Raw genomic sequence first — 15,286 nt, 5'->3', positions numbered from 1 at the left:
TATCCTTTTTTAGTGCAATTATAGTATAATTTGGCAAAAAAAGGCTAAATTTGAGAATAGATAAATTTTTAAATGCGGTGAATATCGTAAAAAGACGCTCAATAGCCGATGAGATGTGTAAAGAAGGCGTAGTTTTTATAAACGGCAAAAAAGCAAAGAGCGCAAAAGACGTAAAAGTAGGAGATGTTATAGAGATACATTATCTTAGCGGAATAAAAAAATACGAAGTTTTAAAGTTGCCGGAGACAAAAACCATTCCTAAAAGCAAAAAAAGCGAATACGTAAAGGAGATTTGATGAGATGGAGTAGATTTTTTGCATATACATTAAAAGAAGCGCCAAAAGACGCTGTCGTAGCAAGTCACAAGTATTTGGTAAGAGGCGGATATATTAAGCAAGTGGCGGCAGGTATTTATGATTTTGCGCCTCTTGGGAAAATGGTGCTTGATAATATTAGAAACATTATAAAAGAAGAGATGGATAAAGCGGGGGCTCAGGAAGTAATGCTTAGTTTCGTAACTCCTTATGAATTGTGGGAAGAGACGGGAAGAGCTAAAAAATACGGGGACGAGCTACTTAGGATTGAAGATAGAAAAGGGCAAAAGTTCGTACTTTCTCCTACAAATGAAGAGAGTGTGGTGGATTTGGTAAGAGGTACTATCAAAAGCTATAAACAACTGCCGGTAAATTTATATCAGATAAACCTTAAATTTAGAGATGAAGCAAGACCGAGATTCGGACTTCTTAGAGGTCGTGAATTTATTATGAAAGACGCGTATTCTTTCCATGCTACAAGAGAGGATTTGGATAGAGAATTTAATCTTATGCAGGAAACTTATGAAAAGATTTTTGAGAGAATGGGTCTTGATTTTAGAGTGGTTGAGGCCGATAGCGGCGCTATAGGAGGGAGTGGTAGTCGCGAATTTATGGTGCTTGCGGATACGGGAGAAGATGATATCGTAGTTTGCAGCGAGTGTAACTATGCGGCGAATATCGAGGTTGCCACAAGAAAACACGAAAAAAGAGAAAATCCTGTAAAAACCGAAGTAATAGAAGAAGTATATACTCCAGATAAAAAATCTATTGAAGAGGTGTGCGAATTTTTGGGAATCGACCCGTATTTCAGTATAAAAGCGGTAGCTAAAAAGGCAATATATGATGACGGAAAAGAAGAAGTTGTCGTGTTTTTTGTAAGAGGTACTGACAGCTTGGAAGAGACAAAAGCCAAAAACGCAATAGGAGCGCTTGAGCTTGTGGATGCGAGTGAAGAAGAGCTTGAAAAAGCCGGGCTTGTGCCTGGATTCATAGGACCGTTCGGGCTTCCTTTTGATGTGAAGTATGTGATTGATGATGATTTGAGAATGGCGGAAGAACTTGTTTGCGGTGCGAATAAGAAAGATTATCATATTAAAGGTGCGGGACTACTTGATGCTAATCTGCTTGGGAATCTAACTATTTATAGAGACATAGCAGCCGTAAAAGAAGGAGATAAATGTCCTAAATGCGGTGCGCCTCTTAGAATTACAAAAGGTATAGAAGTAGGACATATCTTTAAACTCGGGACGGTTTATAGCGAGCCGATGAACGCTACGTTTCTTGATGAAAACGGAAAAGCCAAGCCGTTTATTATGGGGTGTTACGGGATAGGAGTTAGTCGTCTGATAGCTGCCGCAATCGAGCAAAATCACGACGATAAGGGAATTGTCTGGCCAAAAGAGATAGCTCCGTTTGTAGTGGATATAATCGTAGGAGACGTTAAAAAAACCGAGCAGCTTGAATTTGCCGAAAAACTTTATGAAGACCTTCAAAAAGCCGGCGTTAAAGTAATGCTTGATGATAGAGCCGAAAGATTCGGGCCTAAAATTGCCGATTTCGAGCTTGTGGGATTTCCTGTGGGAGTGATTGTAGGTAAGAAACTTAAAGACGGAAAAGTTGAAGTTAGAGATAGGAAAACTGGTGAGAAATTTGAAGTAGAGGCCGGTGAAGCGTTTGAGAAGGTTATGGAATTAATTAATCGCTAAAAAATCTGAGGATTTTTTAGCGGAGAGTGATAATGGAAATAGTTTATAATGTAGATGAATATATCGATGATTTGATGGCTCTTTACAAAAACGAATGGTGGACGAATAAAAGAAGCAAAGAAGAAGTAATAAAAATGCTTCAAAACTCCACTTTTGTTTTTGGAATAGTGGAAAATAACGAGCTTATAGCTTTTAGTAGAGTTTTAAGCGATAAAGTTTACAAAGCTTTTATTTTTGACGTAATAGTTAGGAGCGATTGTAGAAACAGAGGTTTGGCTAAAATTTTAATGGAAAATATTTTAAACCACGAAGAATTAAAAAACGTAAAAACGTTCGAGCTTTATTGTAAAGAAGAGATGATAGGTTTTTATGAAAAATTCGGGTTTAAAAAAGTTGAGGATTTAGTTCTTCTAAAAAGGTAAAAATTATGGCACTTTTATATTTTTTGGCGTATCTTTTTTTTGAAATTCTTTTTTCTTATGAATTTGCGAAAATTTTTACTCCTATAGGGCTTTTTATAGAAGTTATAGTAACAGCTATAGTTGGGGTGTATATTTTAAGAACGCTTCATTTTTCTCTTGCCGTTGAAATGCAAAAAGTAATGCGAATGGAAATGACTCAAGAAGAGTTTATGACTGCCGGACTTTTTAGACTTATAGGTGCTTTTTTGCTGATAATTCCGGGAGTATTTAGTGATATATTGGGAATTTTGTTTTTAATGGAGCCGATAGCAAGATGGTTTGCTAAGAAGTTTTTAAAGCCAAAAACAACTCATTATCAAAATTATCACACTTCAAGCGATGATGATATTATCGATGTCGAAATCGTAGAAATTATAGAAAAGAAAGACTAAAGCCCCGCTTCTTTTAGGGCTTCGGCTTGGTAGTGGGCTATTAAAGGGTCGATAATTTCGTCAAATAATCCCTCACTCATAATTTGTTCGAGTCTGTAAAGAGTAAGGCCTATTCTGTGGTCGGTAATTCTGTTTTGAGGATAGTTGTACGTTCTGATTCTCTCGCTTCTGTCACCGCTTCCCACTTGGCTTTTTCTTGCTTCTCCGATTTTTGCGAGTCTTTCGCTTTCGAGTTTTTCATAAACTCTTGCTTTTAGAATTTGAAGGGCTTTTTCTTTGTTTCTTTGTTGGCTTCTTTCATCTTGCATCGATACCGTTATGCCTGTTGGGATGTGCGTCATCCTGACGGCACTTTCGGTTTTATTTACGTGCTGACCTCCAGCACCTCCGGCTCTCATAACTTCGATTTTAATGTCTTTCGGGTCGAGTTCTATATCTACGTCGTCAACTTCTGGCATAACCGCTACCGTAACTGCTGAAGTGTGGATTCTTCCTTGGGATTCGGTAGCCGGGATTCTTTGGACCCTGTGAGTTCCGCCTTCGTATTTCAGTCTGCTGTATGCGCCTTCCCCTTTTATCAAAAGAATAATCTCTTTAAATCCGCCGATATCGTTTTTGCTTTCGCTCACTATCTCTATTTTCCAACCTTTTTTTTCAGCGTATCTTACATATGCTTTCATCAAGTCACCCACAAACAATGCCGCTTCATCTCCTCCGGTTCCGGCTCTTATTTCAAGATAGATGTTTTTATCGTCATTCGGGTCTTTAGGTAAAAGGAGTAGTTTTATCTCTTCTTCTAACTTAGGAAGTTTTTCTTCAGCTTCTTTTAATTCCTCTTTTGCAAGTTCCGCCATTTCCGGGTCGTCAAGCATTGATTTCGCTTCTTCGATAGTATTTAACAGCTCTTCGTATTCTTTGGCTTTATTTACTATTTCTTCAAGTTGTCTGGCTTCTCTGGATAGTTTCGTCATCTGTTTTATATCTTGGGTAATTTCGGGAGATGAGAGTTTTTGGTTGATTTCATTATATTTTTCGACAAAAGGTTGTAACTTTTCAAGAAGCATAAATATCCTTTTTTGGTGGAATTATAACATTAAAAAGCAAGGAGGGGAATCTGGGAATTCGACGGGTTTTTTAGCTTGCCGGTTCGATTGATTTTACAAGTTTGTGAAGTCTGCTGATTTTTCTTCTTGCAGTATTTTTCTTTAAGATACCTTTGTTGATGTAGCTTTGGAATTTTTTGTTTGCTACTTTCCAATATTCAAGAGCTTTTGCATAATCACCAGCTTCTACAGCTTTTTCTACGTTTTTAGTGATAGTTTTGATTCTTGTTCTGTAGTATCTGTTTCTCTCTGTTCTTTTTTTAGTTTGTCTGATTCTTTTTTGAGCTGATTTTGTGTTTGCCATATAGTTCCTTTTTTTGAAGCGTATTTTATAAAAATTTGGTAAAATTTGCAAATCGTTATTTCATTTTGGAAAGGAAAAGGATGAAATTATTCGGAACTGACGGAGTGAGGGGGAAAGCGGGAGAGTTTATAACTCCGAGTCTTGCTATGAACCTCGCAATGGCATTTGGTGAAGTTATTCCTAAAAAAACGGGAAAAATATTGGTAGGAAAAGATACGAGAAGAAGCGGTTATATGATAGAAAACGCCATAGTTAGCGGACTTACCGCTATTGGGTATGACGTAATTCAAATAGGTCCTATGCCAACTCCTGCGATTGCGTTTTTGACTGAAGATATGAGATGTGACGGCGGAATAATGATAAGTGCGAGTCACAATCCGTATTATGATAACGGAATTAAATTTTTTAATAACGAAGGTAATAAATTATCTCAAAATATTGAAGAAGCTATAGAAAGAAGATATTTTGAAAACAATTTTAACTTAAAAACGGGAAAAGATATAGGAAAAAGTAAAAGAATCGACGACGTTATCGGTAGATATATCGTGCATATCAAATCTTCTTTTCCTAAACATTTGAATTTAAACGGAGTTAGAATTGTCATTGATACGGCAAACGGAGCGGCTTACAAGGTCGCACCGACTATTTTTAGCGAACTTGGGGCCGATGTGATTACGATAAACGATAATCCGAACGGATTTAATATCAACCAAAACGCCGGAGCTATGCATCCTGAATTTTTGGCACAAAAAGTGAAAGAATATAGAGCCGATATCGGTTTTGCGCTTGACGGGGATGCCGACAGGCTCGTTGTTGTGGATGAAAACGGAGATTTGGTTGACGGAGATAAACTTTTAGGTGCTCTTGCATATTATTTACATCAAAAAGGAAAACTCAAAAACAACGGTATAGCCGTAACCGTTATGAGTAACGGAGCTCTTGAAGATTTTCTAAAAAAATACGGAATAAAAGTCTATAGAAGCAAAGTAGGGGATAAATACGTACTTGAAGTTATGAAAGAAAAAGATTTGAATTTCGGCGGAGAGCAATCGGGACACATTATATTTAGCGATTACGCAAAGACGGGTGACGGACTTGTTAGTGCTCTTCAGGCTATCGCGTATGTGCTTGAGAGCGGCAAAAAAGCAAGTGAAGCGTTTAATCTTTTTGAACTTTATCCTCAAGTCCAGACAAATATAAACGTCTCCGAAAAAATTCCTCTTGAAAAAATCGAAGGCGCCGATGAAATGTTAAAATCGGTAGAAAAAGAAGGGTATAGACATCTTGTGAGATATTCGGGTACCGAAAACAAACTTAGACTGTTGGTAGAAGGTAAAGAGCACAAAAAGGCAAAAGAGCTGCTTGAGAAATTGACTAACTTCTTCAAAAGTAAGCTTTCATGAAAAAATTTTTTCTCTCTTTTTTCGCCGTTTTTTTTATAGACCAGCTTTTAAAACAGCTGTTTTTGCACGGATTCGAGTGGCATAGCAAATGTATCTCTTTAGTGCTTGCCATAAATAAAGGAATAGCGTTTTCGCTTTTGAGTTTTCTTGGTAGCAACCTAAAATTCATACAGCTCGGGATAATAATACTTCTTGCGATATTTCTTTATAAAGAAAAAATAATAAAAAAACATCCGATAATTACGGGGATATTATTAGCGGCGGCATTATCAAATCTACTTGATAGGTTTTTAATAGGCGGAGTGGTGGATTATGTCTATTGGCATTGCGGATTTAAGTTTGCAATATTTAATTTTGCGGATGTTATGATAGATTTTTCCATTTTGGTATTTGTTTATTATTATATTTTTGGTAAAATTCCGAAGTCGGTCGCATAGCTCAGTTGGTAGAGCACTACCCCGACACGGTAGGGGTCGCTGGTTCGAGTCCAGCTGCGACCACCACTTCAAAAAAATCTTTCTAAAATAGTACAATCCATAAATTGATTTTTTTATGTTTCTTTAACGATTGACATTAAAATAAATTTAAGATAAAATTCATAAAAATTAAACACAAGGAGATTGCAATAAACAAGGAGACACTTGAATAAGATTTTTTCTACACAAAACGCTACTGCAATCAATCTACAACTTCTAATATTTCAAAAGGATTTTAATGAGTGATGTTATTGGATACAAAATAGGCGATAATATTGTCGATTTACAGACAATCGAAGCCAAAAATATCGATACGAGCAACGCAACACCTATATATTTCGACGATAGTGAAGACGCACTTGAAATTATTCGCCACTCTGCTGCGCATTTAATGGCTCAAGCGATAAAAGAGCTATATCCTGATGCTAAATTTTATGTAGGGCCTACTATTGAAAACGGATTTTACTACGACCTAAAAACAAGCGAGCCAATCAGTGATAAAGACTTAAAAAATATCGAAAAGAAAATGAAAGCGCTCGCAAAGAAAAAATTCGATATCACAAGATACGAAATCACAAAAGATGAGGCTATCGAAAAATTCAAAGACGACGAGCTAAAACAAGAAGTATTAAAAATGATACCGGGAGATACGGTATCGATTTATAAACAAGGTGATTTCGAAGATTTGTGTAGAGGCCCTCACGTACCGAATACAAAATATCTTCAAAACGTAAAATTACAAAAAGTTGCGGGTGCTTATCTTGGAGGTGACAGCTCAAAAGAGATGCTGACTCGTATCTACGGAACTGCATTCGCTACTAAAGACGCACTTCAAAAATACTTAAAAATGCTTGAAGAAGCTCAAAAAAGAGACCATAGAAAACTCGGAACCGAACTTGAACTTTGGATGTTTGACGAAGAAATCGGAGCGGGTATGCCTATTTGGCTTCCGAAAGGCGCGCTTCTTAGAGGGAATTTGGAAAAACTTTTATATTCGGCTCATATCAGACGCGAATACGACCCCGTAAGAGGACCTGAGCTTCTTAGAAGTCATATGTGGAAAATTTCGGGACATTATTACAACTACAAAGAAAATATGTACTTTACCGAAATAGAACACGACGATCCGAACAAACCTGCAGAAGAGTACGGTATCAAACCTATGAACTGCCTTGCTCACGTAAAAATTTTCGGGCACAAAACGAGAAGTTATAAAGAGCTTCCTCTTAGATTTTTCGAATTCGGAACAGTCCACAGACATGAAAAAAGCGGTGTACTTCACGGACTTCTTAGAGTTAGAGAGTTTACGCAAGACGACGCTCATATTTTCTGTAGACCGGATCAAATAGAAGAAGAGGTGATTAAAGTACTTGATTTTGTCGATTCTATAATGCAAAGATTCGGATTCGAATACGAAATGGAAATCTCAACCCGTCCTGAAAAATCTATAGGTAGTGACGAAATTTGGGAAAAAGCGACAAACGCTCTTAAAGCGGCTTTAAATAAACTTGGAAGAGAATACGGAATCGATGAAGGCGGTGGAGCGTTTTACGGGCCGAAAATCGATATCAAAATCACAGATGCTATCGGTAGAAAATGGCAATGCGGTACTATACAAGTAGACTTTAACCTGCCTGAGAGATTCGATATCAGCTATATCGACGAAAACAACGAAAGAAAACGTCCTGTAATGATTCATAGGGCTATTATCGGAAGTTTCGAGAGATTCATTGCGATTCTGACAGAACATTACGCGGGTGAATTTCCGACGTTTATAGCACCTATTAAGGCGATATTCGTACCTATCGGAGAAAAACATATAGATTATGCAAAAGAGATTCAAAAAGAACTGCTTGAGAACGATTTAAAAACTGAAATTTACGCAAGCAACGATTCGCTTAATAAAAGAATCAGAAACGCCGAAAAACAAAGAGTCGGCTATGTTGTAATTATCGGTGATGAAGAGGTGGAAAACGGCACTGTTGCTATCCGCGATAGACGCAAAAGAGAACAATACAAAATGACAAAAGGAGAATTTGTGGAAATGATTAAAAAACTTAGCGAGGTAAAACTATGAGTAAGAAACAAGATAAAACGTTAATTAATGAAGATATTATCGATTTTACTGACAGAGTGAGACTCGTAGACGGAGAAGGCGAGCCTAAAATAGTAGATTCGCAAAAAGCGCTTGAAATTGCATACAATAAAGGGCTTGATTTGGTGCTTGTAGCGCCTCAGGCCAATCCGCCGGTTGCAAAAGTAATGGATTACGGAAAATACAAATACGAACAAGAGAGAAAGAAAAAAGAAGCTAAGAAAAAGCAAGTTAAAATCGAAGTAAAAGAGATTAAATTCACTTCGAAAATTCAAGATAACGACATCAATTACAAAGTAAAACACGCAAGAGAATTCCTTGAAAAAGGAAAACACGTAAAACTTAGAGTTTTCCTAAGAGGTAGAGAACTTGCAACGCCTGAGAAAGGTTTTGAGGTTATTAATAGAGTTTGGGATATGCTAAAAGATGTTGCCGAAAAACAAAACGAACCTAAACTTGAAGGTAACTATATCAATCTATTGGTAACGCCTCCGAAGAAAAAGAAAAAATAACCTAAGCAACGGTTATTCTGTTTCTTCCTTTTCTTTTTGATTCGTAAAGGGCTTCGTCTAGTTTTTGGAGAGTATCGTTAGTGATTTTATTCGTTTCGCAAATACCGAAACTTGAAGTGATTTTTAATCCTTGAAAATCGTGACTTTCAATGTCGTTTTTTAATTTTTCGACTACTTTCATACCTCCTTCAAGGTCGGTATTTTTAAGAAGAATAATAAATTCTTCTCCTCCCCATCTGAAAATATAATCGTTTTTTCTTATGTTGTGACGAATTATATCTGCCACTTCTTTTAATACGAAATCACCTTTGTCGTGTCCGTAGTTGTCGTTTATCTGTTTGAAGTGGTCGATATCGAGCATTATTAAAGAGTGTGTTTTATCGCTAGGAAGTGAAGCTGCGATTTCGTAAAATTTTCTTCTATTATAAGTATCTGTCAAATAATCCTTGAATGAAGCTTCTTCGAGATGGTTTTTATGGCGTTTGTTTTCTAAAAGAATTATTATTAATACACTCAAAACTATAATGGATATATCAATAAATATAAACGTTTGATTGATAACATGTTTGTATTTTTGTAGGTTGTCTAAACTATTTAATATATTTAAGTACTGGCTTTCGGCTGTATGTTTAATTATCTCATAAAGATTTTTAGTATCTTGAGTCGGGTTTACTTTATTTTGTTTTATTTTTATTTTTTCTTTTTCCAAGAAATTTTTAATAACTTGAGAGTTTTTTATCATATCTGTGAAAAATTCAGCAGTATTTATATATTGAAGTTGCAATTTTTTATCTTTGGTTAGCATTGCCTTGTTAAACATATATTGAATATTAAAAAGAAAATGCATTGGGGTTTTTAAAGTTTCTATTTGTTTGTTTATTTGAACTATTTTTTGATTTTTTGTGTATTCAAGTCCGGAAATAAATAATATGGATATTGTTATTAATAGTAAATAGAAAAGTTTTGTTTTCATTTACATTCAGCCTTTTTGATAAGAAAAATCGATTTTTTATAGATAGTTGTTTGAGGATAATTTTTTTGAGTATATACAATTTTTGGAATTATTTTTTTATTGTCGCTTTCGAATGCTAAGAAAATAGTTTTATCGTTAATTTCTTTTTTGGAGAAAATTGTTTCATAATCGTCATATGCTGTAAATTTTATAATGTTTATTTTTTTACATACATTTTTTACAAAATCTAATAAAGGAATTCCACAATAGTAATGCTTTTTAGTGTCAAAGGGATTTATTGCATAAGTGCATTTTAAAGTTTTAATTTGATTATTTGTAAAATAGTCAATTTTTCCATTTTTTATAACTATCTTTGACGAGTCATTTGCAATTAATATTGTAATAAATGCTAATGATGAAATTAAGAATTTCATTATAATCCTTGCATTTTTTAAAGTTGATAATACAATCTTTTCTTGACTTTTAAATGATATTATAAAAATTTAAAGTAAAATTGATGTAAGATTAAGGAAATCTTAAGAAAAAAAGAAGAAAAAGGAGAATTATTTGTTGATATGTTCGATTGCTTTTTCTTTGAACTCTTTAAGTTTTTTAATGAGTTCTTCGAATAATCCTCCGGTTTTATGGTTGGCTTTTATCTCTTTTTCAAGATGATTAATCGCGTCTTTTAACATTTTGTAAGTAGTTGAACTTTTGCTTGTATAACCTAATGTTTCCGCAAGTTTTAGTTGATATTTCGCTTCTTCAAGATATCTTAGAGCTTCTTTTTTGTCTTTTTTAACGATTTTACTTGCTTGTTTTACAAGAGCTTCGGCTTTTACGATAGGAATAGGAATAATAGTATCAACTTCTACAAGAGTTGAAAGCGCCATAGCAAGTACGTCTTTTGCTTCTTTGATTTTCCCTTCGTTGATGTATTTGATAGCCAAATTCAATGCCGCCGGATATGTTGCAAGCGGTAGGTTGATTGTTTTGATTACAATTTCGTCTCTTAAAGCGTTAAGGATTGCTCTTGCTTGAGGTAGTTTGTTTTCAGCTACTAAAATTTTCGCTTGAGCTACCATTTTTGCTACGTCGCTGAGTTTTCCGTTGAATTGATAAGCTTCCATTTGAATATCTACAGGTAGTAAATATGGCGCATTCGGTGCGTTTAGTACTATTGCAAGTTCACCTACCGCTTTTTTTAAAGATTCGATAGCTTTATCTTTTTTGTTTGCGTTTAGGTAGATTAAAGCGTCTTGAGTGTATTGGATGGCTCTGATAGCTTCTTTTACCAATTTAGTTGCGCTTTGAGCATTTTGTTCCGCTTTTATAACGGCATTTTTGCTAACTTCGTTTGTTTTTGCGTCAGCAGCGAATGATGATGTCACAAGTAAGCTTGCAGCTATCATTGATGTAAGTAATTTTTTCATATGACCCTCCTTAAAATATTTTAGTAAGCTTATTATATAAATTTTAGTCATATTATGTCAAGAATTTTCACTAAAAAGACTCAAAATTTAATTTTTGCTTAATAAAGATTATCTAAATTTTAAAAACATATTTAGATATAATTACATCAAAAAAGGCGGTTGATGCAAGATAAAATCAGAAACTTTTCAATTATCGCTCATATAGACCACGGCAAAAGTACGCTTGCCGACAGACTTATAGAATTTTGCGGCGGAATTACCGAAAGAGAAAAAGAAGACCAACTTCTTGATACTATGGATATCGAAAGAGAAAGAGGTATTACGATTAAAGCCCAAAGCGTTAGACTTGAATATAAAGGGCACATTCTAAATTTAATCGATACCCCGGGACACGTCGATTTTTCTCATGAAGTTAGCAAATCTTTAAAAAGTAGTGAGGGTGCGCTATTGGTCGTGGATGCAAGCCAAGGCGTAGAGGCTCAAACACTTGCGAATGTTTATATGGCTATAGAAAACGACCTTGAGATTATTCCGGTTATAAACAAAATCGACTTGCCAAGCGCAGAGCCTGAAAGGGTTGCCGAGGAGATAGAGACGACTATAGGAATCGACGCGAGCGAAGCTATTATGGTAAGCGCTAAAACGGGACAAGGAATAGAAGAGCTCCTTGATGCGATTATCGAAAGAATTCCTGCACCTCAAGGAGACCCGAACGCTCCTACCAAAGCTTTGATTTACGATAGCTGGTTTGATAATTACCTCGGAGCGGTATGTCTTGTAAGGGTGTTTGACGGAAGTATAAAAAAAGGCGAAGAAGCGCTCGTAATGGGTACGGGTAAAAAACATAAAGTACTCGACCTTTATTATCCTCATCCTTTAAGAAAACTAAAAACGGACGAAATCAAAACGGGTGAAATCGGCGTTGTGGTTATGGGGCTAAAAAACGTGGCGGATATTAGAGTCGGTGATACTATTACAATGGCGAAAAATCCTGCTTCGGAGCCCGTTGAAGAGATGAGCGAAGCGAAAAGTTTCGTATTTGCGGGGATTTATCCTATCGATACCGATAAATACGACGACTTAAGAGACGCACTTGAAAAGCTAAAACTAAACGACGATTCGATTACTTTCGAGCCGGAAACTTCCCAGGCTTTAGGCTTCGGATTTAGGGTAGGATTTTTAGGAATGCTTCATATGGAAGTTATCAAAGAAAGACTTGAGAGGGAATTCGGAATCGAACTTATCGCAACCGCTCCGAGCGTTACGTATAAAGTAAAACTGACGGACGGCAGCGAAATGGAAGTTAGCAACCCGAGCGAACTTCCTCCTCCGAATAAAATCGACAAAATTTACGAGCCGTACGTTAAAGCTACGATTTTAACTCCTGCCGAATTTGTAGGGAATTTGATTCAGTTTTTGAATGAAAAACGCGGAATTCAGCTGAAAATGGATTATTTATCGCCTGAGAGGGTACTGCTTGAATATGAGATTCCTCTAAATGAAATAGTTACCGATTTTTACGACAAACTAAAAACCTTAACAAAAGGTTATGCGAGCTTTGATTATGAACCTATCGGCTATAAAGAGGGCGACCTTGTAAAAATGGATATCAGAGTTGCTGGCGAGCCTGTGGATGCTTTAAGTATTATCGTTCCAAGAGACAAAGCCGAGAAAAAAGGAAGAGAGCTTATTAAGGTTATGAAAGAGCTTATCCCTCGTCAGCTTTTCGAAGTGGCGATTCAAGCGAGTATCGGAAATAAAATTATCGCTCGCGAAACCGTAAAAGCCCTAAGAAAAGACGTAACTGCCAAATGTTACGGAGGGGATATCAGTAGAAAAAGAAAACTTCTTGAGAAACAGAAAAAAGGTAAAAAAAGAATGAAAGCCATAGGAAAAGTAAATATTCCTCAAGAAGCGTTTTTAAGCGTGCTAAAGATAGATTAATGAGCGTTTTGTATATTGCGGCGAGTATTATAATTATTTTGGGGCTAAAATTTCTCTCGCCCGTTTTGATTTATCTGATTTTATCTCTTTTTTTGACCGTTTTGATTTATCCGATTATAGAGTTTTTTGAAAAAAGAGGTTTTCATATTTTAATCGTTTATAGTATCGTTGCGGTTATGGTGGTTTTGATTTTCGGCGGGATGTTTTTGGTTATGACTTCATCACTAAAAGAATTTTTAAATAACGCGGCGTTTTATCAGGAAAAACTGGGAAGAATGTTTAGTGATGTAAATAATTATCTAAATACTTACGGAATAAAATTCGACATCGCTTCGATAAACATAATACCGATAATAAAGTCGTTTTTGGCAAAAGCCGGGGGAATAGTTTCCGGGTTTTTGGTTGTTTTTATCGGGGTTTCGTTTATGATTTTCGAAACGAAAAATTTCGGCAAAAAATTGGTATATATTTCCAAAAACAAAGAAACTTTTAAGCTATTTTTTAAAAACACTCAAAAATATTTTATTATCAAAACGTTCACTTCGGCATTAACGGGCGTTTTGATTGCGTTGATTTTGATTGTTTTTAAGGTTCCGTACGCTTTTCTTTTCGGAATTATGGCTTTTGTTTTTAATTTCATACCGGTAATAGGGTCTATTATTGCGGCGATTCCTGCGGTTTTGATAGCTTTGATTACGTATGATATAAAGATTGCACTATATGTGACGATAGGATATTTGATAGTTAATAATTTGGTTTCAAACGTAATAGAACCGAAGATAATGGGAGACGGGCTTGATTTATCACCTGCTGTGGTGTTTTTTTCTCTGCTTTTTTGGGGATGGGTTTTCGGAATCGTAGGTATGTTTTTGGCGGCACCTCTTACGATGACTCTAAAACTTGCGCTTTTAAGCAGCGAAAAGACAAAATGGCTCGGTATCTTATTATCAAACAAAATTAGGAGGATAGATGGTTAATTATTTGATTGCGGCATACGGAATATATATTTTTATAAAAATCGTACTTGAGATTCACGAAGTCTTTTTTATCAAAAAAGAGTTTGAAAAAGGGGCGGTGTTGATGAGTCTTGACGAATACAAAAACGCCGCTCTTTATGCGATAAACAAGCACACTCTAAATATCTTCAACGACCTCGTTTCGATGTTTTTAGTGGTGTTTTGGATAAGCGGCGGGCTGTTTATTCTGAACTTTTTACTTTATAAACCGGGAGATTTACTCAGCGAACTTGAGATACTTTTTGCTTTTTTTGCGGTGAATTATATTTTGACTCTTCCGATTCATATTTGGGAGAAACATATCGATAAAAGATTCGGATTTAATGTCGCGCCTTGGAAACTTTTCGTAGTTGACGAGATTAAGAAAATAGCTCTTTTCGTAATTTTCGGAGGAGCTTTTTTTGCAGGACTTATCTATTTTATCGAACATTTTAAGAATTGGTGGTTAATAGGATTTTTATTTACTTTTGCGGTTGTAATTTTGATAAACGTACTTTATCCTATATTTGCGGCTATGTTTAATAAATTCGAGCCGTTAGAAGATGAAGAATTAAAAACGGCAATTGAAGATATGATGAAAAAAGTCGGTTTCGAATCAAACGGCATATTCGTAATGGACGCCAGCAAAAGAGATACGAGGCTAAATGCTTATTTTGCTGGGCTTGGAAAAAGTAAAAGGGTGGTACTTTTCGATACTTTATTAAAAAAACTTGATAAAAACGAAATTTTGGCTGTTTTGGGTCATGAACTCGGACATTTCAAACATAAAGACATAATCAAAAACATTGCGGTTGTGGGTGTTATGCTTTTTGTTTTGTTTTATATATTCGGACATTTGCCGCAATCCCTTTTTCATGAGCTCCATATCCCTAAAAACGGCGTTAATATAGTGATATTGGCGTTATTGTTTAGCGATATGATTTTCTTCTTGCTTCAGCCTTTGGTTAATGCCGTAAGCCGTCATAACGAATTTGCAGCAGACGAGACGGGTGGCGAGCTTGTAAGCAAAAAAGACCTTGCAAGCGCACTTAAAAAATTGGTAAAAGAAAACAAACACTTCCCGAAAGTTAGCAAAATTTATTCGTTTTTACACTACACTCATCCACCGATTTTAGAAAGACTTGAGAAATTGGAGAGAAAAGAAAGTGAATGAAGTTGTGAGGTTGTGTCAAGTT

At 35.7% G+C, this 15,286-nt stretch carries 16 protein-coding genes and 1 tRNA gene; 12 read left to right on the top strand and 5 right to left on the bottom strand.

The features are described from left to right. The first annotated feature begins 50 nt into the window (after window positions 1–50). The 4 genes from EDC58_RS03245 to EDC58_RS03230 are packed head-to-tail and all read left to right on the top strand — an operon-like array spanning window position 51 to window position 2,873. Complete coding sequence (locus EDC58_RS03245) at window positions 51–296, top strand: RNA-binding S4 domain-containing protein (protein ID WP_123352066.1); 246 nt, start codon at window positions 51–53, stop codon at window positions 294–296. Continuing rightward, entirely contained in the window at window positions 296–2,020 is a 1,725-nt protein-coding gene (locus EDC58_RS03240) for a proline--tRNA ligase (protein ID WP_123352065.1), read from the top strand. The genes EDC58_RS03245 and EDC58_RS03240 overlap by 1 nt, the downstream gene beginning before the upstream one ends. A 32-nt stretch (window positions 2,021–2,052) precedes the next feature. Further along, on the top strand, window positions 2,053–2,442 hold the full coding sequence (locus EDC58_RS03235; protein WP_211325215.1) for a GNAT family N-acetyltransferase: 390 nt from the start codon (window positions 2,053–2,055) through the stop codon (window positions 2,440–2,442). A gap of 5 nt (window positions 2,443–2,447) precedes the next feature. Then, window positions 2,448–2,873, top strand: a complete 426-nt coding sequence (locus EDC58_RS03230) for an FxsA family protein (protein WP_123352063.1) — start codon at window positions 2,448–2,450, stop codon at window positions 2,871–2,873. Here EDC58_RS03230 and prfA read toward each other — a convergent pair. Both prfA and rpsT read right to left on the bottom strand, forming a co-directional pair. After that, complete coding sequence (prfA, locus tag EDC58_RS03225) at window positions 2,870–3,937, bottom strand: peptide chain release factor 1 (RefSeq protein ID WP_123352062.1); 1,068 nt, start codon at window positions 3,935–3,937, stop codon at window positions 2,870–2,872. The two genes, EDC58_RS03230 and prfA, sit on opposite strands and share 4 nt — an antisense overlap. 70 nt (window positions 3,938–4,007) lie before the next feature. Next, a complete protein-coding gene (gene rpsT, locus EDC58_RS03220; RefSeq protein ID WP_123352061.1) occupies window positions 4,008–4,280 on the bottom strand; it encodes a 30S ribosomal protein S20 in 273 nt (90 codons plus the stop codon). A gap of 80 nt (window positions 4,281–4,360) precedes the next feature. On the opposite strand from rpsT, the gene glmM reads away from it, so the two are divergent. The 5 genes from glmM (at window position 4,361) to infC (ending at window position 8,766) form a co-directional block, all read left to right on the top strand. Further along, window positions 4,361–5,683, top strand: coding sequence for a phosphoglucosamine mutase (gene glmM, locus EDC58_RS03215; RefSeq protein WP_123352060.1), 1,323 nt, complete (start codon window positions 4,361–4,363; stop codon window positions 5,681–5,683). Beyond that, a complete protein-coding gene (lspA, locus tag EDC58_RS03210) occupies window positions 5,680–6,120 on the top strand; it encodes a signal peptidase II (protein ID WP_123352059.1) in 441 nt (146 codons plus the stop codon). Before glmM ends, lspA begins: the two co-directional genes overlap by 4 nt. Then, window positions 6,111–6,186, top strand: a tRNA-Val gene (locus tag EDC58_RS03205). The genes lspA and EDC58_RS03205 overlap by 10 nt, the downstream gene beginning before the upstream one ends. A 211-nt stretch (window positions 6,187–6,397) precedes the next feature. Beyond that, entirely contained in the window at window positions 6,398–8,236 is a 1,839-nt protein-coding gene (gene thrS, locus EDC58_RS03200; RefSeq protein ID WP_123352058.1) for a threonine--tRNA ligase, read from the top strand. Then, window positions 8,233–8,766 (top strand): translation initiation factor IF-3, encoded by a 534-nt coding sequence (infC, locus tag EDC58_RS03195; protein ID WP_123352057.1) that lies wholly within the window; start codon window positions 8,233–8,235, stop codon window positions 8,764–8,766. The genes thrS and infC overlap by 4 nt, the downstream gene beginning before the upstream one ends. Before the next feature lies 1 nt (window position 8,767). Here infC and EDC58_RS03190 read toward each other — a convergent pair whose 3' ends face one another. The 3 genes from EDC58_RS03190 to EDC58_RS03180 form a co-directional block, all read right to left on the bottom strand. Continuing rightward, window positions 8,768–9,739, bottom strand: coding sequence for a GGDEF domain-containing protein (locus tag EDC58_RS03190; RefSeq protein WP_123352056.1), 972 nt, complete (start codon window positions 9,737–9,739; stop codon window positions 8,768–8,770). Then, window positions 9,736–10,152 (bottom strand): hypothetical protein, encoded by a 417-nt coding sequence (locus EDC58_RS03185; RefSeq protein WP_123352055.1) that lies wholly within the window; start codon window positions 10,150–10,152, stop codon window positions 9,736–9,738. Before EDC58_RS03185 ends, EDC58_RS03190 begins: the two co-directional genes overlap by 4 nt. 129 nt (window positions 10,153–10,281) lie before the next feature. Continuing rightward, on the bottom strand, window positions 10,282–11,151 hold the full coding sequence (locus EDC58_RS03180) for a YfdX family protein (RefSeq protein WP_123352054.1): 870 nt from the start codon (window positions 11,149–11,151) through the stop codon (window positions 10,282–10,284). Window positions 11,152–11,313: 162 nt separating this feature from the next. Between EDC58_RS03180 and lepA the strand changes: the two genes are divergently transcribed. Genes lepA through EDC58_RS03165 form a run of 3 tightly spaced genes read left to right on the top strand, consistent with a single transcriptional unit; the run spans window position 11,314 to window position 15,264 of the window. Next, window positions 11,314–13,095 (top strand): translation elongation factor 4, encoded by a 1,782-nt coding sequence (gene lepA, locus EDC58_RS03175; RefSeq protein ID WP_123352053.1) that lies wholly within the window; start codon window positions 11,314–11,316, stop codon window positions 13,093–13,095. Continuing rightward, window positions 13,095–14,072 (top strand): AI-2E family transporter, encoded by a 978-nt coding sequence (locus EDC58_RS03170; protein ID WP_123352052.1) that lies wholly within the window; start codon window positions 13,095–13,097, stop codon window positions 14,070–14,072. Before lepA ends, EDC58_RS03170 begins: the two co-directional genes overlap by 1 nt. Beyond that, window positions 14,065–15,264, top strand: coding sequence for a M48 family metallopeptidase (locus EDC58_RS03165; protein ID WP_123352051.1), 1,200 nt, complete (start codon window positions 14,065–14,067; stop codon window positions 15,262–15,264). The genes EDC58_RS03170 and EDC58_RS03165 overlap by 8 nt, the downstream gene beginning before the upstream one ends. The last annotated feature ends 22 nt before the right edge of the window (window positions 15,265–15,286 follow it).

Origin of the sequence: Caminibacter pacificus (assembly GCF_003752135.1) — a bacterium.
GTDB classification, from domain to species: domain Bacteria; phylum Campylobacterota; class Campylobacteria; order Campylobacterales; family Nautiliaceae; genus Caminibacter; species Caminibacter pacificus.
This window is presented reverse-complemented; position numbering and strand designations above follow the sequence as displayed.

What these genes read in the sequence shown, in the direction of transcription:
- lspA (WP_123352059.1), top strand. Translation starts at nt 5,680, where the DNA reads ATGAAAAAATTTTTTCTCTCTTTTTTCGCCGTTTTTTTTATAGACCAG.
- EDC58_RS03230 (WP_123352063.1), top strand. Translation starts at nt 2,448, where the DNA reads ATGGCACTTTTATATTTTTTGGCGTATCTTTTTTTTGAAATTCTTTTT.
- EDC58_RS03235 (WP_211325215.1), top strand. Translation starts at nt 2,053, where the DNA reads ATGGAAATAGTTTATAATGTAGATGAATATATCGATGATTTGATGGCT.
- infC (WP_123352057.1), top strand. Translation starts at nt 8,233, where the DNA reads ATGAGTAAGAAACAAGATAAAACGTTAATTAATGAAGATATTATCGAT.
- EDC58_RS03190 (WP_123352056.1), bottom strand. Translation starts at nt 9,739, where the DNA reads ATGAAAACAAAACTTTTCTATTTACTATTAATAACAATATCCATATTA.
- lepA (WP_123352053.1), top strand. Translation starts at nt 11,314, where the DNA reads ATGCAAGATAAAATCAGAAACTTTTCAATTATCGCTCATATAGACCAC.
- EDC58_RS03170 (WP_123352052.1), top strand. Translation starts at nt 13,095, where the DNA reads ATGAGCGTTTTGTATATTGCGGCGAGTATTATAATTATTTTGGGGCTA.
- glmM (WP_123352060.1), top strand. Translation starts at nt 4,361, where the DNA reads ATGAAATTATTCGGAACTGACGGAGTGAGGGGGAAAGCGGGAGAGTTT.
- rpsT (WP_123352061.1), bottom strand. Translation starts at nt 4,280, where the DNA reads ATGGCAAACACAAAATCAGCTCAAAAAAGAATCAGACAAACTAAAAAA.
- thrS (WP_123352058.1), top strand. Translation starts at nt 6,398, where the DNA reads ATGAGTGATGTTATTGGATACAAAATAGGCGATAATATTGTCGATTTA.
- EDC58_RS03180 (WP_123352054.1), bottom strand. Translation starts at nt 11,151, where the DNA reads ATGAAAAAATTACTTACATCAATGATAGCTGCAAGCTTACTTGTGACA.
- EDC58_RS03185 (WP_123352055.1), bottom strand. Translation starts at nt 10,152, where the DNA reads ATGAAATTCTTAATTTCATCATTAGCATTTATTACAATATTAATTGCA.
- EDC58_RS03240 (WP_123352065.1), top strand. Translation starts at nt 296, where the DNA reads ATGAGATGGAGTAGATTTTTTGCATATACATTAAAAGAAGCGCCAAAA.
- prfA (WP_123352062.1), bottom strand. Translation starts at nt 3,937, where the DNA reads ATGCTTCTTGAAAAGTTACAACCTTTTGTCGAAAAATATAATGAAATC.
- EDC58_RS03165 (WP_123352051.1), top strand. Translation starts at nt 14,065, where the DNA reads ATGGTTAATTATTTGATTGCGGCATACGGAATATATATTTTTATAAAA.